The organism is Streptomyces sp. NPDC043726 (genome assembly GCF_056436565.1).
Genome location: NZ_JBWKCI010000020.1, coordinates 118,182 through 137,541, shown reverse-complemented (window position 1 = coordinate 137,541; position 19,360 = coordinate 118,182). Strand labels below are relative to the sequence as shown.

General features: G+C 71.9%; 23 protein-coding genes. 12 read left to right on the top strand and 11 right to left on the bottom strand.

What is annotated here, in order from left to right; translation table 11 throughout:
• Nucleotides 1-167: 167 nt before the first annotated feature.
• A complete protein-coding gene (locus tag AC068Z_RS39290) occupies nucleotides 168-785 on the bottom strand; it encodes a TetR/AcrR family transcriptional regulator (protein ID WP_478567499.1) in 618 nt (205 codons plus the stop codon).
• A gap of 141 nt (nucleotides 786-926) precedes the next feature.
• Between AC068Z_RS39290 and AC068Z_RS39285 the strand changes: the two genes are divergently transcribed.
• From AC068Z_RS39285 to AC068Z_RS39275, 3 genes are all read left to right on the top strand, one after another.
• Nucleotides 927-2,399, top strand: a complete 1,473-nt coding sequence (locus AC068Z_RS39285) for an APC family permease (protein ID WP_478567497.1) — start codon at nucleotides 927-929, stop codon at nucleotides 2,397-2,399.
• On the top strand, nucleotides 2,396-3,958 hold the full coding sequence (locus tag AC068Z_RS39280; RefSeq protein WP_478567495.1) for an amidohydrolase: 1,563 nt from the start codon (nucleotides 2,396-2,398) through the stop codon (nucleotides 3,956-3,958). Before AC068Z_RS39285 ends, AC068Z_RS39280 begins: the two co-directional genes overlap by 4 nt.
• A gap of 265 nt (nucleotides 3,959-4,223) precedes the next feature.
• A complete protein-coding gene (locus AC068Z_RS39275) occupies nucleotides 4,224-4,541 on the top strand; it encodes a hypothetical protein (protein WP_478567493.1) in 318 nt (105 codons plus the stop codon).
• On the opposite strand, the gene AC068Z_RS39270 is transcribed toward AC068Z_RS39275, so the two are convergent.
• From AC068Z_RS39270 to AC068Z_RS39260, 3 genes are read right to left on the bottom strand one after another with little or no spacing between them, the layout of a single operon-like run.
• Nucleotides 4,538-5,254 (bottom strand): Type 1 glutamine amidotransferase-like domain-containing protein, encoded by a 717-nt coding sequence (locus AC068Z_RS39270; protein ID WP_478567491.1) that lies wholly within the window; start codon nucleotides 5,252-5,254, stop codon nucleotides 4,538-4,540. The genes AC068Z_RS39275 and AC068Z_RS39270 overlap by 4 nt on opposite strands.
• A gap of 10 nt (nucleotides 5,255-5,264) precedes the next feature.
• Complete coding sequence (locus AC068Z_RS39265) at nucleotides 5,265-6,524, bottom strand: MFS transporter (RefSeq protein WP_478567489.1); 1,260 nt, start codon at nucleotides 6,522-6,524, stop codon at nucleotides 5,265-5,267.
• 23 nt (nucleotides 6,525-6,547) lie between these two features.
• Complete coding sequence (locus AC068Z_RS39260; RefSeq protein WP_478567487.1) at nucleotides 6,548-6,916, bottom strand: hypothetical protein; 369 nt, start codon at nucleotides 6,914-6,916, stop codon at nucleotides 6,548-6,550.
• A gap of 178 nt (nucleotides 6,917-7,094) precedes the next feature.
• On the opposite strand from AC068Z_RS39260, the gene AC068Z_RS39255 reads away from it, so the two are divergent.
• From AC068Z_RS39255 to AC068Z_RS39245, 3 genes are all read left to right on the top strand, one after another.
• The gene (locus AC068Z_RS39255; protein ID WP_478567485.1) at nucleotides 7,095-8,138 is read left to right on the top strand and encodes a hypothetical protein; all 1,044 of its coding nucleotides are present in this window, start codon (nucleotides 7,095-7,097) and stop codon (nucleotides 8,136-8,138) included.
• Nucleotides 8,139-8,304: 166 nt separating this feature from the next.
• Nucleotides 8,305-9,039, top strand: coding sequence for a D-Ala-D-Ala carboxypeptidase family metallohydrolase (locus AC068Z_RS39250; protein WP_478567483.1), 735 nt, complete (start codon nucleotides 8,305-8,307; stop codon nucleotides 9,037-9,039).
• A 36-nt stretch (nucleotides 9,040-9,075) separates the two neighbouring features.
• Nucleotides 9,076-9,603, top strand: coding sequence for an SMI1/KNR4 family protein (locus tag AC068Z_RS39245; protein ID WP_478567481.1), 528 nt, complete (start codon nucleotides 9,076-9,078; stop codon nucleotides 9,601-9,603).
• Nucleotides 9,604-9,628: 25 nt separating this feature from the next.
• Here the strand turns inward: AC068Z_RS39245 and AC068Z_RS39240 are convergent, their stop codons facing one another.
• From AC068Z_RS39240 to AC068Z_RS39230, 3 genes are read right to left on the bottom strand one after another with little or no spacing between them, the layout of a single operon-like run.
• The gene (locus AC068Z_RS39240; protein ID WP_478567479.1) at nucleotides 9,629-10,429 is read right to left on the bottom strand and encodes a phosphotransferase; all 801 of its coding nucleotides are present in this window, start codon (nucleotides 10,427-10,429) and stop codon (nucleotides 9,629-9,631) included.
• A 33-nt stretch (nucleotides 10,430-10,462) separates the two neighbouring features.
• A complete protein-coding gene (locus AC068Z_RS39235) occupies nucleotides 10,463-11,392 on the bottom strand; it encodes a hypothetical protein (RefSeq protein ID WP_478567476.1) in 930 nt (309 codons plus the stop codon).
• Between the two features lie 52 nt (nucleotides 11,393-11,444).
• On the bottom strand, nucleotides 11,445-12,059 hold the full coding sequence (locus tag AC068Z_RS39230; RefSeq protein ID WP_478567523.1) for a dihydrofolate reductase family protein: 615 nt from the start codon (nucleotides 12,057-12,059) through the stop codon (nucleotides 11,445-11,447).
• A 116-nt stretch (nucleotides 12,060-12,175) separates the two neighbouring features.
• On the opposite strand from AC068Z_RS39230, the gene AC068Z_RS39225 reads away from it, so the two are divergent.
• The 3 genes from AC068Z_RS39225 to AC068Z_RS39215 are packed head-to-tail and all read left to right on the top strand — an operon-like array spanning nucleotide 12,176 to nucleotide 14,575.
• Nucleotides 12,176-13,372 carry an MFS transporter gene (locus tag AC068Z_RS39225; protein ID WP_478567473.1) on the top strand — a complete coding sequence of 399 codons (1,197 nt, stop codon included), beginning with the start codon at nucleotides 12,176-12,178 and terminating at the stop codon, nucleotides 13,370-13,372.
• A 53-nt stretch (nucleotides 13,373-13,425) separates the two neighbouring features.
• Nucleotides 13,426-14,007, top strand: a complete 582-nt coding sequence (locus AC068Z_RS39220) for a sugar O-acetyltransferase (RefSeq protein WP_478567470.1) — start codon at nucleotides 13,426-13,428, stop codon at nucleotides 14,005-14,007.
• Between the two features lie 10 nt (nucleotides 14,008-14,017).
• The gene (locus AC068Z_RS39215; RefSeq protein WP_478567467.1) at nucleotides 14,018-14,575 is read left to right on the top strand and encodes a TetR/AcrR family transcriptional regulator; all 558 of its coding nucleotides are present in this window, start codon (nucleotides 14,018-14,020) and stop codon (nucleotides 14,573-14,575) included.
• Here the strand turns inward: AC068Z_RS39215 and AC068Z_RS39210 are convergent.
• A complete protein-coding gene (locus AC068Z_RS39210; protein WP_478567464.1) occupies nucleotides 14,565-14,972 on the bottom strand; it encodes a RidA family protein in 408 nt (135 codons plus the stop codon). The two genes, AC068Z_RS39215 and AC068Z_RS39210, sit on opposite strands and share 11 nt — an antisense overlap.
• Nucleotides 14,973-15,071: 99 nt before the next feature.
• Between AC068Z_RS39210 and AC068Z_RS39205 the strand changes: the two genes are divergently transcribed.
• Nucleotides 15,072-15,452, top strand: a complete 381-nt coding sequence (locus tag AC068Z_RS39205) for a winged helix-turn-helix transcriptional regulator (protein ID WP_478567461.1) — start codon at nucleotides 15,072-15,074, stop codon at nucleotides 15,450-15,452.
• A 4-nt stretch (nucleotides 15,453-15,456) separates the two neighbouring features.
• Here the strand turns inward: AC068Z_RS39205 and AC068Z_RS39200 are convergent, their stop codons facing one another.
• Nucleotides 15,457-16,023 carry a DUF2269 family protein gene (locus AC068Z_RS39200; protein WP_478567458.1) on the bottom strand — a complete coding sequence of 189 codons (567 nt, stop codon included), beginning with the start codon at nucleotides 16,021-16,023 and terminating at the stop codon, nucleotides 15,457-15,459.
• A gap of 249 nt (nucleotides 16,024-16,272) precedes the next feature.
• Here AC068Z_RS39200 and AC068Z_RS39195 point away from each other — a divergent pair, with 249 nt between their 5' ends.
• Nucleotides 16,273-16,893, top strand: coding sequence for an NADPH-dependent F420 reductase (locus AC068Z_RS39195; RefSeq protein WP_478567455.1), 621 nt, complete (start codon nucleotides 16,273-16,275; stop codon nucleotides 16,891-16,893).
• 55 nt (nucleotides 16,894-16,948) lie between these two features.
• Here AC068Z_RS39195 and AC068Z_RS39190 read toward each other — a convergent pair whose 3' ends face one another.
• Both AC068Z_RS39190 and AC068Z_RS39185 read right to left on the bottom strand, forming a co-directional pair.
• Nucleotides 16,949-17,599 carry a M15 family metallopeptidase gene (locus AC068Z_RS39190; protein WP_478567452.1) on the bottom strand — a complete coding sequence of 217 codons (651 nt, stop codon included), beginning with the start codon at nucleotides 17,597-17,599 and terminating at the stop codon, nucleotides 16,949-16,951.
• A gap of 7 nt (nucleotides 17,600-17,606) precedes the next feature.
• A complete protein-coding gene (locus tag AC068Z_RS39185) occupies nucleotides 17,607-18,470 on the bottom strand; it encodes a hypothetical protein (RefSeq protein WP_478567449.1) in 864 nt (287 codons plus the stop codon).
• A 169-nt stretch (nucleotides 18,471-18,639) separates the two neighbouring features.
• Between AC068Z_RS39185 and AC068Z_RS39180 the strand changes: the two genes are divergently transcribed.
• A complete protein-coding gene (locus AC068Z_RS39180) occupies nucleotides 18,640-19,149 on the top strand; it encodes a carboxymuconolactone decarboxylase family protein (RefSeq protein ID WP_478567446.1) in 510 nt (169 codons plus the stop codon).
• The last annotated feature ends 211 nt before the right edge of the window (nucleotides 19,150-19,360 follow it).

Below are 19,360 nucleotides of genomic sequence, written 5' to 3'. Positions count from 1 at the left end.
CGCAGGGGTGAGCGGGAGTGGCGCGCCGCAGGGGTGAGCGGAAGTGGCGCGCCGCAGGGGTGAGCGGAAGTGGCGCGCCGCAGGGGTGAGCGGAAGTGGCGCGCCGCGGCGGTGAGCGGAAGTGGCGCGCCGCAAGGGTGGGCGGGAGTGGTGTGCGGCGGTCGCGCTCACTCGTCGCCGTACGACTCCAGCCGTAGGCGGGCGCGGGCCAGGAAGCCCTCCAGGGCGAATTCGAAGGCCCGGTCCGCTCGGTTGCCCGCCGAGGCCTGGAGGGCCTCGGCCAGGCGCGGGGTCTCCGTCTCGTCGGTGAGCTCCCACATCGCCTCGGGGGCGGCGAGGTCGAGGGCCGAACCGAGGGTGATGTTCTCCAGGGCGACGATCACCGGCATGACGTCGGCCGGGGCGAACCCGGCGTCCAGGAGGAGGTTTACGGCCCCCTCGTACTGGGCGAGGACGCGCGGGGCGCGGACCGGGTTGGTCATCAGCAGCGGGACCGCGCGCGGGTGGGCGGCGAAGGCGGCCCGGTAGGAGCGCGCCCAGGCCTCCAGGGCCGTGTCCCAGGGCCGTAGCGCGAGCGCGGAGGAGTCGATGCCCTCCGCCACCCGCTCGCGGATCAGCTCGACGATCCCGTCCCGGCCGTCCACATGGTGATACACCGAGCCGGTCTGCACCCCGAGCCGCCGCGCGATCTGCGGGACGCTGAACTCGCCCTGCGCGTCGATGAGTTCGAGCGCCGTGGCGGTGATGCGCGCCCGGTCGAGCAGCGGCGTGCGCGGCCGTCCCATGTCCCGTGTCCCTTTCAAGGGTCTTCTCAGCTGTCGAAGAGGAGGTTACATTGCGGAAACCGAAAGGCTTTAGGTTTACGGGCCAGGCACCCCCGCACGCCCGCTTCCCCCGTCTTCGTCGCCAGCCAGAAGGGCCTGCCCATGCCCGTCGACAGTTCCGCCGAGAGCCCCGCCCCGGCCCTGCGTTCCGGGGCGCTCGGCACCGCCGACATCGCCTTCTTCGTCGTCTCCGCCGCCGCCCCGCTCACCGTCATGGCCGGGGTCGCCCCGCTGGCCGTCCTGCTCGGCGGGATCGGCGCCCCGGTGGGCTACCTGCTCGCCGGGATCACCCTCGCGGTGTTCGCCGTCGGGTTCACCACCATGAGCCGCCACGTCCGCAGCGGCGGCGCCTTCTACGCGTACATCACCCGCGGCCTCGGCCCCGCGGCCGGAGTCGGTGCCGCGCTGCTGGCCCTGATCGGCTACAACGGCATGGAGATCGGCGTCTACGGTCTCCTCGGCACCGCCACCCAGGACACCAGCCACGCCCTGCTGGGCGCCGACATCCCGTGGCTGCCCGTCTCACTGGTCGGACTGCTGGTCATCGGGTACGGCGGCTACCGCTCGATCGACTTCGGGGCCAAGCTCCTCGGCGTCCTGCTCGTCGCCGAGACCGGCATCCTCGTGCTCCTCGCCATCGGCGTCCTCGCCAAGGGCGGCGCACACGGCCTCTCCCTCGCCTCCTTCACGCCCGGCAACGTCTTCGTCCCCGGGACGGCGGCGGTCCTGGCCTTCGCCTTCGCCGCGTTCACCGGCTTCGAGTCGACCGTCATCTACCGCCGCGAGGCCCGCGACCCCGACCGCACGGTGCCCCGCGCCACCTATCTCGCCGTCGGCTTCCTCGGCCTGTTCTACGCGTTCGTGGTGTGGATCGCGATCCAGGCCTTCGGCGACGCGGAGGTCGTCGCGGCGGCCGGAGCCGATCCCGCCGGGCTGTTCTTCTCCGCCATCACCACCTACGTCGGCTCCTGGGCCGCCGACGCGATGCACGTCCTGATCGTCACCAGCGTGCTGGCGTCCCTGCTCGCCTTCCACAACGCCATCAACCGCTACGCGCTGGCCCTCGCCGAGGAGGGCGTCCTGCCCAAGGCGCTGGGCCGGGTCCACCCGCGGCACGGTTCCCCATACGTGGCGGGCGCCGCCCAGACAGTGCTCGGCGCGGTCGTCGTGCTCGCCTTCGCGGCGGCCGGGGCGGATCCCTATGCCCAACTGCTGCTGTGGGTCAACACGCCAGGCATGCTCGGCCTGTTGGCACTGCAGCTGCTCGCCGCCGTCGCCATCTTCTTCTACTTCCGCCGCGTCAGCCACAGCGAAGGCACCCTGCGGACCGTCGTCGCCCCCGTGGCCGCGGCAGCACTGCTCGCCACCGCCATCGTCCTGGTGATCACCCACCTCGACCTGTTCACCGGCGCTTCCCCGACCGTGAACACCGTGCTGGCGATGGTGGTCCCGGTCGTCTTCGTGACCGGCCTCGCGCTCGCCCGCCGACTGCGCGACCGGCGCCCGGAGATCTACGCCCGCTTCGGAACCGAGCCCGAGCCCGCCCCCGCCACCCCCTCCAAGGAGCCTGCATGACCACCGCCGACCTCGTCCTGACCGGGGCCGACATCCGCACCCTGGACCCCGACCGCCCCCACGCCTCCGCGGTGGCGGTGCGAGACGGGCTCATCGCAGCCGTCGGGGACGTGACGGACCTGATCGGCCCCGGCACCGAAGTGATCGACCTCGCCGGGGCCAGCCTGGTCCCCGGCCTGGTGGACTCCCACAGCCACCCCGTGTGGGGCCTGGACATGACCACCGGAACGGACCTGTCGGCGGTCCGTGACCTCGACGGACTCCGGGCGGCGCTCGCCTCCGCCGAACGGATCGACGGCTGGGTCATCGGCTACGGCCTGGACCACAACGCCTTCGGCGGCCGCCCCCTCGACCGCTCCCTGATCGAGGAAACGCTCCCCGGCACACCGGCCTTCCTCCGCCTCTACGACGGCCACTCGGCCCTCGTCACCGGTGCCGCGCTCACCGCCGCCGGCGTCACCGGGCCCCGCGTCTTCGCCCAGCGCTCGAGTGTGACCACGGACGCCGACGGCCGCCTGACCGGGCACCTGGTCGAGCACGCCGCCATGGACCTGGTAGCGGCGGTCATGCCCCGCCCGTCGTACACCGAACGACGGGCCCGGCTGGTGGAGTTGCTCTCCGCGATGGCGGCCACCGGCCTGACCGGCGCCCACGTCATGGACCTCGGGGACCTGGAGCTGGTCGGCGCCGTGGCCGAGGACACGGTCCTGCCGGTGCGCCTGCGGTTCGCGCCCTGGTGCATGCCGGGCGCCTCCTCCGCGACGCTCGAGGAGCTCGTCGCCCTGCAACGCCGAAGCGGACGGCACTGGCGGGTCGGCGGGGTGAAGTTCTTCATGGACGGCACGGTCGAGGGGGGCACCGCCTGGCTGGAGCATCCGGACTGCCACGGTCAGGGCACGGACGCGTTCTGGCCGGACCCGGAGGCGTACAGCGAAGCGGTACGGCATCTGCACGGCGCCGGCGTACGGACCGCCACCCACGCCATCGGGGACGCGGCCGTACGTCATGTCCTGGACACGGTCGAGTCGTTGGGCCCCGACGGACGTCTCGCCCATCGCATCGAGCACATCGAGTCGGTACCCGACGACACGGTGCCCCGGTTCGCCCAGCTCGGCGTAATCGCCTCCATGCAGCCTCCGCACACGGCCTACACCCGCGCCGACCGCACGGACGAGTGGTCACTCCGTCTCGGCGAGGAACGCGCCGCCCGCGCCTGGCGGTTGCGGGACCTCCGGGACGCGGGCGCGGTCGTGGCGCTCGGCTCGGACTGGCCGATCGCCCACTACGACGCCCGCGCGGTCCTGGCCACGGCACGGGCGCCGCGCGGAGCGGCCTCGGCACGGGCCGGTCTCACCGCGCTCCAGTCCCTGGAGGGCGCCACGACGCACGCGGCACTCGCCGCCGGCGAGGCGGACGTCGCCGGCCGCATCACGGTGGGCTACCGCGCCGACCTCACAGCCCTCGCCGTGGACCCGGCAAGGGCCCCGGCCGACGAGGTGGCGGAGGCTCCGGTACGGCTGACGGTAACCGGGGGGCGGGTCGTGTACCGGGACGTCTAAGATCCTCAAGATCACGGAGGTCGCAGGTGGGCGGGGGGACAGGGTCATGGGGGACGCGAGGCGGTACCTGCCATGGGGAGTCCTGGTCCCGCTCCTGGCCCTCACGGGCTGCGGAGCGGAGACATCCGCCGAAGCGTGCGCAGGAATCCAGGTCTTTGCCACCCACACCACCGAAACCGCCGCCGCACTGACCGCCGACCCCAAGAGTGCGGACAGGTTCAAGGCCGCGGTCGCTCGGCACGGAAGCCGTGCCGAGCGAGCGGCGGTGCAGCATGTGACAGGCCTGAGCCGCCCGGACGAGGACCTGGCCTCCGTGTACGTCGAAACCGACCGCGCCCGTCCCCCACGGATCGAAGGCGTCTCGGACGAGGACTACGCGGAGAAGAGTCGAGCGCACGACCGCATGGAGCGGGAGGGCAAGGTCATCATCCAGGCGCTGAGCAAGTGGTGGCGGGGAGTCGACGAGTCCCAGCCCGAGCATGCGCGGCCTTGGGTGTGGGTTCAGTACGAGGGGAGCGGGGGGTCGATGGCGCGGGAGCTGTTCGATCGGCCGGGCGACTTCTGTGCGCCCAGCGAACGCTAGGGGCCGATCAGACGGCAAGCCTGTGCCCGCTCACCGACCTCACCCTCCCCCGTCGGCTCCACTCGGTACAGCCGAGCCTCCGGCCTCCGGGTCACGGCCTCTTGAAGGCGGCCGTCCACGAAGAGGGCGGCCACGCCGTCGTCCAGGGCCCAGCCGGCCGGCAGCTCGCCGGTGGCCACGGCTTCCTGGTAGCCGGTGCGGCGGCCGGGTTCACTGTCGTAGTGCGGGCAGACAGAACCCGGGAGCAGCCCCATACCGTCCGCGAGGTGCGTCAGGGGGCCGAAGGAGTCCGTGTGCGAGGCCTCGGCCCAGCAGTTGGCGCCCGCGCTGATGCCGCAGAGCAGCGTGCCGCGGTCGTAGGCCTCGTGAAGGATGCGGTCGAGCCGGTGTGTGCGCCAAACCGCCAGCAGGTTGGCCGTGTTGCCGCCTCCGACGTAGACGATGTCCTGCTCGAGGAGATGGGTGCGCAAGGCGTCGTCGTCCAGTTCGCGCCGGAACAGCCGCAGCACGGCGGGTTCGCAGGCTCGGAAGTGGAAGGCGCGCAGGAACTGTTCGATGTACGCGGGAGCGTCTCCGCTGGCGGTGGGAATGAAGCAGACCTTGGGACGGTGACCGCTCACGTGGGCCAGCAGCCAGTCGTCGAGCAGCCCGTCCTCGTCCGTGGAGAAGCCCCCGCCCAGCAGCGCGAGGCGCTGAGCGCGTTCCGTGGTCACTGAACCCCCTTCATGGTTGATGTGGCTCAGCCTCCGTCGCCGGTTCGAGCTCGTCCGAGCCCCGGGCTTCCCGTACCCGGGAGAAGGCCAGCACCACCGCCTGAAGTACCGCCCCGGACACACCGATCCAGAGGGCGAAGCGGTAGCTGATCTGGTCGGCGAGGACTCCCCCGAGCGGTGCGCCGACCGCCACCATGCCCCAGTTGAGCGAGCGGATCGTGGCGTTCATGCGACCCCGCAAGCCGTCGGGCGTCACCGACTGGCGATAACTCAGTTCCACGGGGCTCTCGACGGCAATGGACAAGGACACCAGGAAGAACGCCGCCGCTACCGCAGGCAGTGCCCAACTTCCCTGCTCCGCGAGAACAATGGGGAGCCAGCCGATGGCCGCCAGCACCCGGAAAACGATCTGGGTCGTGCCGACGTCGAACCGCGCGAGGACCCGTCCCGACAGCGCGCCGCCGATCACCGCGCCCACTCCCGCGCAGGCGTAGGTGACGCCGAGCCCGAAGTCGCCGATCCTCAGCTCCCGCAGGGCGAACACCACGAACACCGTGCTCACCATCGTGTTGAACAGGAGCATCGCGTGCGAGGTCAGCGCGATGGGCGCCAGCGTGCGGTGGCGGTACACCCAGGCCACCCCTTCGCGCAGTTCACTGCCGATGCTCCGGCGCGCGCCCCGGTCGGGGACGGGGTCGTGGGCCTTGACGGACGCGAGCAGGAGTCCGGAGACGAGGTAGGTCAGGGCGTCCAGGAGTACGGCGATCGGCGCGCCCAGGTACTTGATCAGCACCCCGGCGATCAGGGGCCCTGTCGACCCGGCCACCGCACTGGCCTGCTCGGTACGGGCGTAGCCCGCGTTCAGCAGTTCCTTCGGCACGAGTTGGGGGACGTACGACTGACTGGCCGCCTCGAACAGCAGACTGAGCAGGCCGACGCCGAAGACGAACACGCACAGGGTGGTGATGCTGAGCTGGTCCAACGCGTACAAAAGCGGGATCGCGGCGAGGAGGACGCCCCGTGCGAGATCCGTGCCGACCAGCATCGGCTTACGGCGGCAGCGGTCCACCAGGACCCCGGCGAGAAGCCCGAACAGCAGATACGGCAGCCAGCGAGCGGCGTTGACCAGCCCCACCTCGGTGGCCGAGGCGCTCAGCGTGACGGCGGTGAGGATCTGGAGGGCCAGCCCCGAGATCTGGGAACCGAAGGCGGACACGGCGGAGGCGGTCCAGAAGGCGGGGTATCCGGGGACGTCCAGCAGCCGGGGCATGTTCGGGACCGTACCCCGATTGATCAGGCGATTTCGGCGAAATGGACCCAGCCGTCCAGGACGAGGTCTCCCTCCGAGGGGCCCTGTTCCAGGGCGGGTTGCGCGGCATCCAGCAGCCGCCGGACCGTCCCCGGCTCGTAGAGGTTGAGGTAGGCCTGGCCCGGCATCCGCATCACGGTGCCCGACTCGAAGTAGCAGTTGGAGATGACTCCGGTCGCAGTGGGAGCGAAGACGAAGGAAAGCCGACGCCCACGGTTTTGAGCTCCCGGTTCGGTGAACAGGGCAAGCGTCACCCGGCAGTCGGCGTAGTCAGGCCTGACCCGCTGCCGCACGGTCCAGTACCAGGTGCCCGTGCCCGCGACGAGGCGGCGGACGCGCCGGTCGTTCTTCACTGACCCACCGTAAGGCTCGGCCCACGCGCGGGCACGAGGTTTTTCCTCCCGGCGCAGGTGTCCGGCGCTTATAGGATTCCCCCGAATCGATCTCGCAGATACGGGGGCGCGGCGCATGGACGGTGATTCTCGGGGTGGTCTGAGACGTTTGTTCCGGCGCAGGCGCGTGGAGGAACTCGTGGACATCGACGCGCAGATCACCGCCTTCGGTGAGGCGCTCGCCCGCTTCGAGTTCGCTCCCCGCGGTGCCGATGCCGACGACGCCGTCCTGGCCGACTACCAGCACGCTCTGGACGCGTACGAGCGGGCCAAGCGGGACTTCGTCGGCGACCGTGACCGCGAGGACGCCCAGGACGTGCTGCTCGCTCTCGAGGACGGGCGTCACGCGCTGGCCCGCGCCGTGGCCCGGTCGCGGGGCGAGGCGCTACCGGAACATCGACCGCCGTGCTTCTTCGACCCGCGGCACGGCCCGTCCACGGCGGAGGTCACGTGGGCACCGCCGGGCGGCGCCACCCGCGTGATCGAGGTGTGCGCGGCGGACGCCGTACGCATCGGGGGCCGGCGACCTTCCGTCGTCCCTGGCCCGGTGCCACCGCGGGCCGGCATGCCCCTGCCCCGGCAGGGAGCGGCCGCTCCCTCGTCCGGTCCGATGCCCAAGTGGCTGCTGTACAAGGAGTGGCCGCCCGACACCCCCGACACCCGGTGGGCGCGCGGCAGCGGGAACCGTACCGTGGAACTGCTGCGCACCGACCCGACCGAACCGGTGCTGCTCGTCGTCCGCAGCTTCCGAGACGGCGCGGGCCAGGCGTACCTCGACGGTCCCGGAGGCCCCCGTGCCTTGATCGAGCGGCACGTCGAGCGCGTCGTGACGCCTGTGCCGCCCGACGGCGACTCGCACGTCCGGGTGCGGCTGGAGTCGTACGGATCCTGGCAGTTGTGGCTCCAGTCCCTGGAACACGTACGCGTCGCCGAACGCACCCTTCGGGCCACCGGCCCGTACGTCTTCCGGTACGACGGCGGCCCCGGCGAGATCCGGTTCAGCCACGACGGCGGCGGCCCCTTCGCCGTCGAAGCCCTGAGCGGACAACTCTCCACTGCCGCACGGCTGGTGGGCGGCAAGGGGACCTGCAAGGTGCAGGGGCTGCTGCCCGGTCCTGGCCTGTACTGCGTGCGCTCGTACGCGAGATGGGAACTGATCCTGTTGCCCGATTGGGCGAACTGAGTGAAAGCGGACAACGCTCCGGCGGCTCGACCGGGTCGGCGCGGACGTTCACCACCCCGCCACCACCGCACCGTTGACGCGCGTAGCCCTGGGCCTCAGGCTGGGCACCGATCACCGCCACAAAGGCGGGGTCGTATCGTTCGGCAGTCGACGGCCGGGAGGTCGAATGTTCAGACGGATGGCACGTTCCCTGACGGCGTTTGTCATGATCATGTCTGGTGCGGTGGTCGGCGTCGGGGCCTCCGCGGGTACCGCGCACGCCGACGAGTGCTACACCTGGAGCCGCACCCTCTCCCAGGGCGCGTCCGGCGGCGATGTGACGCAGCTGCAGATCCGGGTCGCGGGATGGGTGACCTCCGGCGAGCGACTGTCCTACGACGGTCAGTACGGCGCCCGTACCACCGCCGCCGTCAAGAAGTTCCAGGCCGCGTACGGCCTGCCCGCCGACGGCGTCGCGGGGCCGCAGACCTTCAGCAAGATCTACGCCCTCCAGGACGCGGACTGCACCCCGATCCACTTCACCTACGGCGAGCTCAACCGCTGCAACTCCGACTGGTCCGGCGGCGCCGTCTCCGCGGCCACCGCCAAGGCGAACGCGCTGAAGACCATGTGGAAGCTGGAGGCCATGCGGCACGCCCTCGGCGACGTCCCGATCAGCGTCTCCAGCGGCTTCCGCTCCTACGCCTGCAACAGCGCGGTCGGCGGCTCCTCCACCAGCCGCCACCTGTACGGCGACGCCGCCGACCTCACCGGCTCCCCGAGCCTGTGCCGGCTCGCCCAGCAGGCCCGCACGCACGGCTTCTCGGAGATCCTCGGCCCGGGCTACCCCGGCCACAACGACCACACCCACGTCGCCCTCGACCCCTCCCCCTACTGGTCCGCCCCCACCTGCGGCATCTGAACGACCGTTGTCAGAGCCGGCGGTTAGTCTGCGCGCGTGAACGAGACGACTGTGGACGACCGCGCACTGCCGCCGGCCCTGGCCGACATAGCCGCGACGGAGTTCGACTACGACGACGGCAACGGCATCGACTTCGAGCCGTACACCGCCTTCGACTCCGCCGAGGAGACCGCCGACTGGCTGCGCAGCTGGACCGGCAACCCCGACCTCGACGGCGCCGCCTACCGCGTCTTCGGCCAGGACGGCACCGGCGGGCTCGCCGCGCTGTGGTGCGTGCGGCCCGGGCGGCCGCTGGTCGAACAGCCCGTGGTCTTCCTGGGCTCCGAGGGCGCCTGCGGTGTCGTCGCCGGGAATCTCTCCGACTTCCTGTGGGTCCTCGCGGACGGCATCGGACCGATGGAGGCGGTCGAGTACGACGACCACACGGGCCGTCCGGACCCGGCGCTCACCGCGCTCGCGGAACGCCACGCCACCACCGAGCGGCGGACCGCGCAGGCCGTCATCGCCGAGGCCCGGGGCGAATTCCCCGCGTTCGTCGAGGACATCGACGCGCTCTGCCGCTGACGCACGCTGACCCGCGGTGATCCGATCAGTCGAGCAGCGCCGCCGTGAACGCCTCCCGCCTCGCCGTCAGCCATGCCTCGATGCGGTCCCACCGTTCCCAGCCGCCGCGTTCGGCGAGCATGCGGCGGTAGACCGGGTCACCGTCCGCGACCCGGCGGGCGACGAAGGCGCGGCAGATCGCCGTGGCCTGCTCGATGACCCGGGGCAACTCGGGGCGTTCGCGGGCCGGAAGGCCGTAGCCGTCGGCCAGGATCCGTAGCCTACTCGGCGCGTCGAGCCCGGTCGGGTAGAGCGGTGCCGCGGACGCCGGGTCGAGCATGGGCACCCAGTACCGGGCCGTCATGGCGAGGTCCCAGACGGGACGGCCCGGGGCGGCGAAGTCGAAGTCGATCAGGGCCGCGGCGCGGCCGTCGCGGAAGACGACGTTGTCGGGGCAGACGTCGTTGTGGCAGACGAGCGTTCCTCCCGCCGGGTCGGCGAGGTCACTGGGCCACTCGGCATTCGTGTCGACGCCGACGGCCGCGGCGGCGGCGTGCAGGCGGCGCAGCAGGCCGCCCACCGAGGCGAGAGCGGGGCCGGTCAACGCCCAGGGTGGGAAGGGCGGCAGCGCCACGGTGCCGGGAAGGAAGGTCAGTCGCTCCCGGCCTTCAGCCGTCGCCCCGACCGGGATCGGGGCCGCGTCGAAGCCGACCCTCTCGAGTGCGCGGAGGTGGGCGTGGAGGGCGCGTGCGTGGGGCGGTGCGGGGCGGTCGACCAGCTCGCCCCGGCGGAAGACCGCTCCCGCGTTCGCCGACCCTCCGGTGAGTGCCTCGCGGTCGGCTGCCATGCCGATGACACTACGGCTGTGGCGGGCGCTCGGTCAGTGGACCGTCGCCGATTCCTCCGCTCCACCGGCGACGCTGGACTGTTCCGAGGACTCGCCGGACCTCTCCAAGGCCGCCGTGAGTGCGGTGACCGCGGCCCGGGCGTCCTCGGCGTAGAAGCGGATGACCTGGGCCTCGGCGGGTTTGCCCAGAGCGCGGAGGTAGGCGACGGGCTCGGTGAGTTCGATCGTGACCGTCGTCTGGCCCGCCACGGCCAGGTCGGCGACGCCGTTGTCGTCCACGGCGCCGAGCCTGCCCTGGGGGAACTTGCGGTCCTGGCGGACGGAGGCGATGCGGTCGGCGGGAACGCGGATGTCCAGCAGGGCGCCGTAGCGCAGGCGCAGTGAGCCGTCGGCGCCGATCACATGGGGGCGCACCACGCAGGAGGCGTGCAGAGCGAGGATGAAGTAGCAGCCCCAGATGTCCAGGACGAGCGTGACGGCGTGCACCACCGGCCAGGGGATCAGGAAGGCGAGGGCCACGGTCTCGACGACGGAGACGAACAGGAAGCCGTACATGACCGAGGTCTGACCGGGGGCGTACGCGACGGGCCGGTCGCCGTCGCCCACGGCGTGCGGGCCGCGGCGGGTCACCCAGCGCAGGAAGCTGGTGGAGAGGAAGACCTCGTGTGCGGTCAGCCTGCGTACGGCGGCCGGGACCGTGTCGGCCAGCGCGGCGGTCAGCGCGTCACGGCCGCCGAGACCGTCGCCGCGGTGGCGGCGGTGGTCCAGGGCGAGCAGGGTGCCCGCCGCGATCAGTACGGCGAGCACCGCAAGCTCCAGGGCCAGTCGGGCGGCCGGCGCGATGGTCACTCCCCCTGCCAGGCACAGCACGAGGACCAGCTCTGCCGGCAGCAGCGCCGCGAGCGAGAAGCGCACGGCCCTTCTCCACGCCCGCATCCCGGCGGCGGGCTCTCCGATTCGCATGGCCCCAGTAGAAACGTTGACGTTGCGGCAGGGTCAAGCCGCCGGGGCCGTACTACTTCACGAAGCGGTACTTCAGGTGCGCGGCCAGCGGCGTGCCTTCCACCGCGATCGGTTCGAGGTCGCGCCGCTCGACGCCGATGCCGTCGAAGAGGCGCAGCCCACCGCCGAGGAGGGCGGGTACGACGTGCAGGTGCAGTTCGTCGACGAGGCCGGCCCTGATGTACTGCTGCACGGTGCTCGCGCCGCCCGCGATGTCCACGTTCCTCTCCCCGGCGACGGCCTTGGCCTGGTCGAGGGCGCTGTGGATGCCGTCGGTGACGAAGGTGAAGGTGGTGCCGCCTTCCTTGACGAGGGTCGCCCGGGGCCGGTTGGTGAGGACGAAGACCGGGGTCCGGAAGGGGGGATTGTCGCCCCAGAACTCCTCGCCCAGGTCGTACATCGTCCGGCCCATGACCACCGCTCCGGTGGCGTCGAACCATTCGCGCATCAGCTCGGAGTCGCGGTTCTCCTCGCCGCCGGTCATGCCCTGGCGCTCCCGCCAGCTCGCCAGGTTGTGGATCCAGTTGAAGATCACCTCGGCGCCGTCGCCTCCGGGGTTGTCGCCGGAGACGTTGGGGCCTGCCACACAGCCGTCGAGGGTGATGGCCAGGTCGGCGGTCACCGTCATCATGAGTCGCTCCTCCGTGCTCGAAGTCCTGCTTCCACCCTCACGTCGATCGGGGACCGGCGCTTTCGACACGGCCGGAGTGTACGTTCGTACGCTCTACCTCTACGCTGCCGTCCATGACTCTTGAGCTGATACGCCGGCCCCCCGCGGCCGAGCGGCGGGCACGGGTGGCGGTCGCCGTGCTCTTCTTCACCAACGGCGCCCTGTTCGCCAACCTGCTGCCGAGGTATCCGCAGATCAAGGCGGATCTCGGGATCGGCAACGCCGCCTACGGTCTGGCCGTCGCGGCCTTCCCGGCGGGCGCCATCGCGGGCGGGCTCGCGGCCGGAGCCGTCATCAGACGGCTGGGATCGGCGCGGGCGGCGGTGGGCGGGACGCTCGTCACCGGGGCGGGGATTCTCGTGGCGGGGCTGGCCGACTCGGTCGCCTGGTTCGCGGGAGCGCTGTTCGTGGCCGGGGCGATGGACGCGATCACCGATGTCGCGCAGAACGCCCACGGGCTGCGGGTGCAGCGCCGCTACGGACGTTCGATCATCAACTCCTTCCACGCCGTCTGGTCCATCGGCGCGGTCGCGGGTGGCGCCATGGCCGCCGGGACCATCGCACTGGACCTGTCACGGGGACAGCACCTGACGATGTCGGCCGCCGTCTTCGCCGTCGCCGCGTGCGCGGCACTGCGGTTCTGTCTGCCCGGTCCCGACACGGAAGCCGGCCGGGAAGGCGTGGAGGATGGTCCGGCCCGGCCTGCCGCAGCGGGGCGGCGGACTCTGTACGTGCTGGCCGCACTGGTGCTCATCGCCACCGGAGGCACGCTCGTCGAGGACGCGGGCAGTTCCTGGGCCGCGCTCTACCTCTCCGACGCGCTGCACGCGTCGGCGACGGTGGCGGCCTGCGGCTACATCGCCCTGGTGGGGGCGCAGTTCGTCGGCCGGCTCGTCGGCGACCGGCTCGTCGACCGCTTCGGCGAGCGGGCCGTCGCACGCGCCGGTGCCGTCATCGCCGCCGGCGGGATGGGACTGGCGCTGGCCCTGCCGACGGTGGGCGGAACGGTGCTCGGGTTCGCCGCGGCCGGGTTCGGCGTCGCGACGCTGGTGCCCGCCGCGATGCACCAGGCCGATGAACTGCCCGGCCTCAAGCCCGGTTCGGGGCTGGCCGTCGTGTCCTGGCTGATGCGCCTGGGATTCCTCTGCTCGCCCCCCGTGGTGGGCCTGGTGGCCGACTCCGCGGGCCTCCGGGCCGGCCTGCTGGTGGTACCCGCGGCGGGGCTGCTCGTGCTGTTGCTCTCCGGAGTGCTGCCCGGTCGGCGCCGGTAGCCCGACCTCACGGATCCGGGACGCCGTACGCCCTGGAGTGTACGATCGTACACATGGCCACGGACTACTTCGCGGGCGATTCCCGCACGCAGCTGGAGCGCATGCAGGCGGGCGACCTCTACATCGCCGACGACCCAGAGATCGCCCGCCGGCAGCAGCAGGCCGTGCGTCTGGCCGCCCGCTTCCAGGCCGCCTACGTCGAAGACGTCGACGCCGCCCAGTCGATCCTCGCCGAACTGCTCGGATCGCTGGGCGAGCAGGCGCACGTGCGGCCGCCGTTGTACGTGGACTACGGAAGCAACATCACCATCGGGGCGCGCACCTTCGTCAACTTCAACCTCACCGCGCTGGACGTCGCCGCGATCACCATCGGCGAGGACTGCCAGATCGGACCGAACGTCCAACTGCTTACCCCCACCCACCCCTTGGAGCCGCAGCCGCGGCGCGACAAGCTGGAGGCCGCCCGGCCGATCCATATCGGCGACAACGTGTGGATCGGCGGAGGCGCCATCGTGCTGGCCGGGGTGAGCATCGGGGACGACTCCGTCATCGGCGCCGGTTCGGTGGTGACCAAGGACGTACCCGCCGGTGTCGTCGCCGTCGGCAGTCCCGCCCGCGTCGTCCGCACCCTCTGAGAGCGCACCCATGGCCACCGGACACACCGATCCCCAGCGCCGCGAGCGCATCCTCACCGCCGCCCTCGACCTCATCGCCGACGAAGGCGTGGCGGGCGTCTCGCACCGGAAGATCGCCGCGCGGGCGGGTGTCCCGCTGGGGTCGATGACGTACCACTTCAGCGGGCGGGAGGAACTGCTGCGGGAGGCGTTCGGCCGCTTCGCCGGCCACATCGTCGCCCTGTTCGACACGCACCTCGCCGCACCCGACGGACCCGAGCAGGCCCGCGCGGCGGTGACGGACCTGGTTCACGCGCTGTCCGAAGGCAGCCGCCGCGATCTCGTGCTCACCCAGGAGCTGTACACCCTCGCCGCGCGCGAGCCGGCCTACCGGGAACTGACCGACGCCTGGATGCGCCAGAGCCGGGTCCATCTGGAGAAGCACTTCGACCCGGACACCGCCCGGCAGTTGGACGCCCTGATCGAGGGCCTGACCCTGCACCGCGCACTGTCCCGCGCCCCCCACGACCGGGCGCTCACCGCGGAGGCCGTCCGCCGGATCACCACGCCGAGCGGCGTCAGTCGATGACCGCGACCGCCTCGATCTCCACCAGGTGTTCGGGTACGTCGAGGGCGGCGACCCCGATCATGGTGGCGGGCGGAACCGGGATCGCGCCGAGCCGCTCGCCCGCCCGGGCGATGCCCTCCATCAGCTGGGGCATCATGTCGGGGGTCCAGTCGACGACGTAGACGGTCAGCTTCGCCAGGTCCGCGAGCGTGCCGCCCGCCGCGGTCAGGGCGGTGGCGACGTTGAGGTAGCAGCGCTCGACCTGGGCGGCGAGGTCGCCCTCGCCGACGGTGACGCCCTTGTCGTCCCAGGCGACCTGCCCGGCGATGAAGACCATGCGGGACCCGGAGGCGATCGCCACCTGCCGGTAAGCGCCGATCTCGGGCAGTCCGGCGGGGTCGAGGAGAGTGATGGCCATGGCACGCGCCCTTCATGTGGTCACTTGTGGTTACTCAGGAACCGTAGGAGAGTGTGCGTTGACTTGGAAGAACGCACTTTTCGGTGACAGGGGAACCTCATGGTGACCAAGCAGGTCAAGGGCAAGGCCGAGGACGCGGACCTGGCCCGCGCGGACTCGCTGGCGCGGGAGATCTTCTCCGACGTCGCCAACAAATGGGCCCTTCTGATCATCGAGTTCCTCGGCGACCGCACCCTGCGCTTCAGCGAGCTGCGCGACGAGGTCGAGGGCATCAGCCACAAGATGCTCACCCAGAACCTGCGCATGCTGGAGCGCAACGGCCTGGTGCGGCGGACCGTGTACCCCACCGTGCCGCCGCGCGTGGAGTACACCCTGACGGCGCCGGGACAGGACCTGCGCGAGACCATCGACGGCCTGTGCCGCTGGACGCGCCGCAACATCGGCCACATCGAGTCCGCCCGGCACAGCTTCGACGGCTGACAGATCAGCTCCCCGCAGGACGGCGTGCCCCGGCGTCCACGGACTCGGCAGGCCGGCGGACGCGCTCGCGGGCGGCGGCCGGGGTGCGCAGCCGCCGGCCGCGGCGGGTCAGGCCCCAGGGCTTGAGCACGGAGATGACCGTCATGAAGACGTAGGCGGTCAGGGACACGATCGGGCCGAACAGGACGTCGCCGCTGTCGGGCAGCGGGCCGCCCGCGGCGACGGCGTCGACCGCGGAGTTCACGCCGGGCCGCAGGGCGAAGACCGTCGCGGTGGTGGTCGCCAGGGTCAGCCAGAACTTCGTGCAGACCCACTTGTGCCGGGCCAGCCCCCAGGGCGTGCCCAGCGAGAGCAGCAGTCCGCTGAGGAGGGTCAGGAACGCGACGGGCAGCAGGAGCCAGTCCGCGAAGAGCTTCATGGCCCGCACCGACGCCTCCACCGTCACCGGCGAACCGGTGCCCGCGGCGGTGGAGCCCAGCGCGAGCAGGCCGAGCGTGAGCCCGAGCCAGGAGGCGGAGGCGACGACATGGACGACGAGGGTGGCCCGGCGGGCGGGGCGGCTGAGTTTCACGTGGAACAGCCTGCCGAGCGCTGGGGCGCGGGTCGTCTGACGGCGGGAGCAACCTCACGTACTCGCCGGGGCGTACGCCGGACCGGTCAGGCTGCTCCGCCGACGCTCGGCGGAATGCCCAATCCTGCGAGGGACCGCGGGCCTCACCACCGGAGCCGTCCCCGGTCCGCGGGCCTACGACTTTGGTGCCGTCGCGTCTGGGTCCGGCGCCCGATGGGCCGGGCCGCGTCGACGGTTAGCGTCAACGGCATGCGTATAGGACTACTTGGCACCGGCAATGTCGCCCGAGCACTGGCCCACGGATGGAGCACCGCGGGACACGACGTCCTCCTCGGCTCCCGTAACCCGGACGAGCGCACGGAGCTCGGCCTTCCCGTGGCGGGACTGAGCGAGACCGCCGCGCACGCGGAGGTACTGGTCAACGCCACGCCCGGGAACGTCTCCCTGGAGCTGCTGCGCTCCCTCGGCGCACCCGCGCTGGCCGGCACCCTGCTGATCGACGTGGGGGTCGGCCTCTCCGACGACTTCACCGAGCTCTCGCACCCCAACAGCAGCCTGGCCGAACAGATCCAGGCGGCGTTCCCGCAGACACCCGTCGTCAAGACGCTCTGCACCATGGACTCCACCGCGATGGTCGCCCCGGCACGCCTGGACGGCCCGAGCACCGTCTTCCTCTCCGGCGACGACGCCGAGGCCAAGCGGACCACCGGGGCCCTGCTCACCGACCTCGGCTGGCCGCCTTCGTCGCAGCTGGACATCGGCGGCATCGGCAGCGCCCGCGGACAGGAGCACTTCGCCCTGCTGTTCACGGGGATCGCGCACGGGCTGGGATCCCACACCTTCAACATCAAGGTGGTCGCCCTGCCCTGAGGCGTGCGCACCTTCGTCGGCGCCTGTCAGGCGCCCTCCCGGCCGCCTGCCTCAACTACAGCTCCCGTGGCCCGAATACGGCATGGGCGGCGCCCGTCGCATGGGCCCAGTACCGGTCGCCGTAGGACCAGTGCCACCACTCCGTCGGGTAGTTGACCAGGCCCGCCGCCGTCAGGGCGGTGCCGAGGATCTCGCGGTGTTCGCGGGCCTCGGGGGTGATGTTGTCGGCGTTGGTGTAGCAGGCGCCGTCACTCTCCTCGGGGCCGGCGTTCAGGCGGGTGCCCAGGTCGAGTTCGGTGCCGTGGGCGTCGGTGAGGGTCAGGTCGACGGCCGCTCCGGCACTGTGCGGGGCGATGTCGGGGGGTGAGACGTAGCGGCTGGCGGCGGTGTGGAGCCGCTCTGGGGACCAGTCCGGGTGGTCCGCGCGCAACTCGGCCGTGTACTCCTCGAAGTACCGCCGCTGAAGTGGCAGGGGGCGGTATCCCTCGACCATCAGCAGGCGCAGGCCGGGGGGGAGCAAGTGCTGGGCGGTGCCGAGCCGTTGGGCGACTGCCTGGCGGAGGTGTGCGAAGGCGCCGGCCGGGTCGGTCTTGCGGGCGTCGACCTGGAGGCGGGTGGCGCTGCGGACGTCCACGAGCGGCTCACCGCACTCCTGGACGGGTATGGCCGCGATTTTCGGGTCCGACATCAGAATGATCTCGTTCATGGGGAGATCATTGCCGCCGGCGGCGCTCCAGACGCGCGGCTGCCGCCTCCGCGCGGCGGCGGGCCTCGCGGACCTGGCGTTCGGTGGTGCGGAGGCTGTCCCGTGCCCGGCGTTCCTCCTCGCGGGCCTGGCGGTGGTCGTCCTCGACGCGGTTCAGCTCCTGGGTCAACTCGTCGGCACGGGTCTTCAGTTGCCCCGTCCGCTCGTGCGCGGCCTGCGCCTGTCGCTCCGCGTCGGCGGCTTCCCGTTCCAGCGCCCGCAGTTCACGCTCGGCGGTCTCGGCGTCGTTCCGGGCGCGGGTGAGCGCCTCGTCGTCACGGCGCTTGGCCGGGCGCGCCTTGGGCGGCGGGGCCGCGGTGGGGCGGGTCGCGGTGGGCCGGGTCGCCCTGGGGCCGACGTCGGGGAAACCGACGGTCGCATCGAACGGCCGCACCAGCCGGCCCGCCGCCCATTCCTGGGCCGCTTCAGGGTCGGCCAGGGCGGTGTGCAGGGTCGTCTCCACCTCACGGCCCACGTCCTCTCCGACGGGATGGCCGGCCTCGGCCGCGAGCTGTCCGGCCTCCCGGGTGACCGCCCGGATGAGGGTTCGCTGTTGGCCGCTGAGCTCCCGCAGCTGCGCCCCGTCCAGGTCGTGATGGGCCTGCCGCAGCCCCTCGCCGAGCCGGAGCAGGGCCTGGACCTCCTCGGGGCGTTCCCGCACCAGGAGGTTGCTGACCCAGGCCGACAGGGTGGGGCGGCGCAGTTTGCCGATCTTCTCCGCGAGGGCGCGGTCGCCGGCGGTGCGGGCCTCGGCCATACGGGTGTTGCGCGCCGCCGTGAAGTCCTCCGGCCGCAGCGCGTACAGCTCATCGGCGACCGTGTCGATGTCCACGGGGGCTCCTGTCGACGGGCGCGCTGACTCTTCGAGCGTAGGAGCGGCACCGGCGGTCTGCTCGTCGGAACGCCTTGAGGTCGACGGCCTTCTCGCGCATCGGCGGTCACATTCGCGCGGTGGGATCCGTCAGTGCGGTGACGGCAACCTGAAGCCCGGAAGGAACACGATGACGACCGTACGTTCGATCACTGCCGAAATACCCCTGCGACCGCGGATGGCCGAGGACCCCGCGCAGCTGGTTCCCGAGATGGCGGAGGTGTCGGCCTCGCTGTTCAAGGCGGTCGGCAACGGGTCCGTGCCGCGGGCCACGATCAGCCTGGTTCACCTGCGCGCCGGTCAGATCGTCGGCAGCACGTATCTGACCGTCCTGCACACGGGTTTCCTCCGGGCGGCCGGGGAGTCGGAGGAGCGGATCACCTCGGTGGCGTCCTGGCCGGACTCGCCGTACTTCACCGGTGCGGAGCGGGCGGCGCTGGCTCTGGTGGAGGCGGTGCTCCAGCCGTCAACGGGCGGCGAGCGGGTGCCGGAGCGGTTGTACGCCGAGGCCCGCGAGCACTACGACGAGAAGGCGCTCGCCACGCTGACCATCGCCATCGGCCAGGTCAGCTTCTTCAGCGCCCTGGCCCTGGTCACCAAGCCGGTACCGGGCCGGTCGTTCACCGATCCCTGGAGCTGAGGGGCGATCTCGGCCAGGTTCGGCCATTCGTGTGCGCAGCGTCGGGTGGTGGCGTTCGCGGCGTCGGTCGTTGCCGGGGCGTTTCTCCCCGGCGCTCGGGGCAGCGTCGGCCACGCAGGTGTTCACCTGGCTCGCCAAGGGGGTCGGGCCGTGTTCGGCGACGACGAGGCCCCGGCCGGAGGATCCGCGTGGAGGTGGCCGGCCGGGAGCG

Excerpts from the sequence above, each read along its gene's own strand:
- AC068Z_RS39290 (WP_478567499.1), bottom strand. The coding sequence starts at position 785 with ATGGGACGGCCGCGCACGCCGCTGCTCGACCGGGCGCGCATCACCGCC.
- AC068Z_RS39285 (WP_478567497.1), top strand. The coding sequence starts at position 927 with ATGCCCGTCGACAGTTCCGCCGAGAGCCCCGCCCCGGCCCTGCGTTCC.
- AC068Z_RS39280 (WP_478567495.1), top strand. The coding sequence starts at position 2,396 with ATGACCACCGCCGACCTCGTCCTGACCGGGGCCGACATCCGCACCCTG.
- AC068Z_RS39265 (WP_478567489.1), bottom strand. The coding sequence starts at position 6,524 with ATGCCCCGGCTGCTGGACGTCCCCGGATACCCCGCCTTCTGGACCGCC.
- AC068Z_RS39250 (WP_478567483.1), top strand. The coding sequence starts at position 8,305 with ATGTTCAGACGGATGGCACGTTCCCTGACGGCGTTTGTCATGATCATG.
- AC068Z_RS39240 (WP_478567479.1), bottom strand. The coding sequence starts at position 10,429 with ATGGCAGCCGACCGCGAGGCACTCACCGGAGGGTCGGCGAACGCGGGA.
- AC068Z_RS39235 (WP_478567476.1), bottom strand. The coding sequence starts at position 11,392 with ATGCGAATCGGAGAGCCCGCCGCCGGGATGCGGGCGTGGAGAAGGGCC.
- AC068Z_RS39230 (WP_478567523.1), bottom strand. The coding sequence starts at position 12,059 with ATGACGGTGACCGCCGACCTGGCCATCACCCTCGACGGCTGTGTGGCA.
- AC068Z_RS39225 (WP_478567473.1), top strand. The coding sequence starts at position 12,176 with ATGACTCTTGAGCTGATACGCCGGCCCCCCGCGGCCGAGCGGCGGGCA.
- AC068Z_RS39220 (WP_478567470.1), top strand. The coding sequence starts at position 13,426 with ATGGCCACGGACTACTTCGCGGGCGATTCCCGCACGCAGCTGGAGCGC.
- AC068Z_RS39215 (WP_478567467.1), top strand. The coding sequence starts at position 14,018 with ATGGCCACCGGACACACCGATCCCCAGCGCCGCGAGCGCATCCTCACC.
- AC068Z_RS39210 (WP_478567464.1), bottom strand. The coding sequence starts at position 14,972 with ATGGCCATCACTCTCCTCGACCCCGCCGGACTGCCCGAGATCGGCGCT.
- AC068Z_RS39205 (WP_478567461.1), top strand. The coding sequence starts at position 15,072 with ATGGTGACCAAGCAGGTCAAGGGCAAGGCCGAGGACGCGGACCTGGCC.
- AC068Z_RS39195 (WP_478567455.1), top strand. The coding sequence starts at position 16,273 with ATGCGTATAGGACTACTTGGCACCGGCAATGTCGCCCGAGCACTGGCC.
- AC068Z_RS39190 (WP_478567452.1), bottom strand. The coding sequence starts at position 17,599 with ATGAACGAGATCATTCTGATGTCGGACCCGAAAATCGCGGCCATACCC.
- AC068Z_RS39180 (WP_478567446.1), top strand. The coding sequence starts at position 18,640 with ATGACGACCGTACGTTCGATCACTGCCGAAATACCCCTGCGACCGCGG.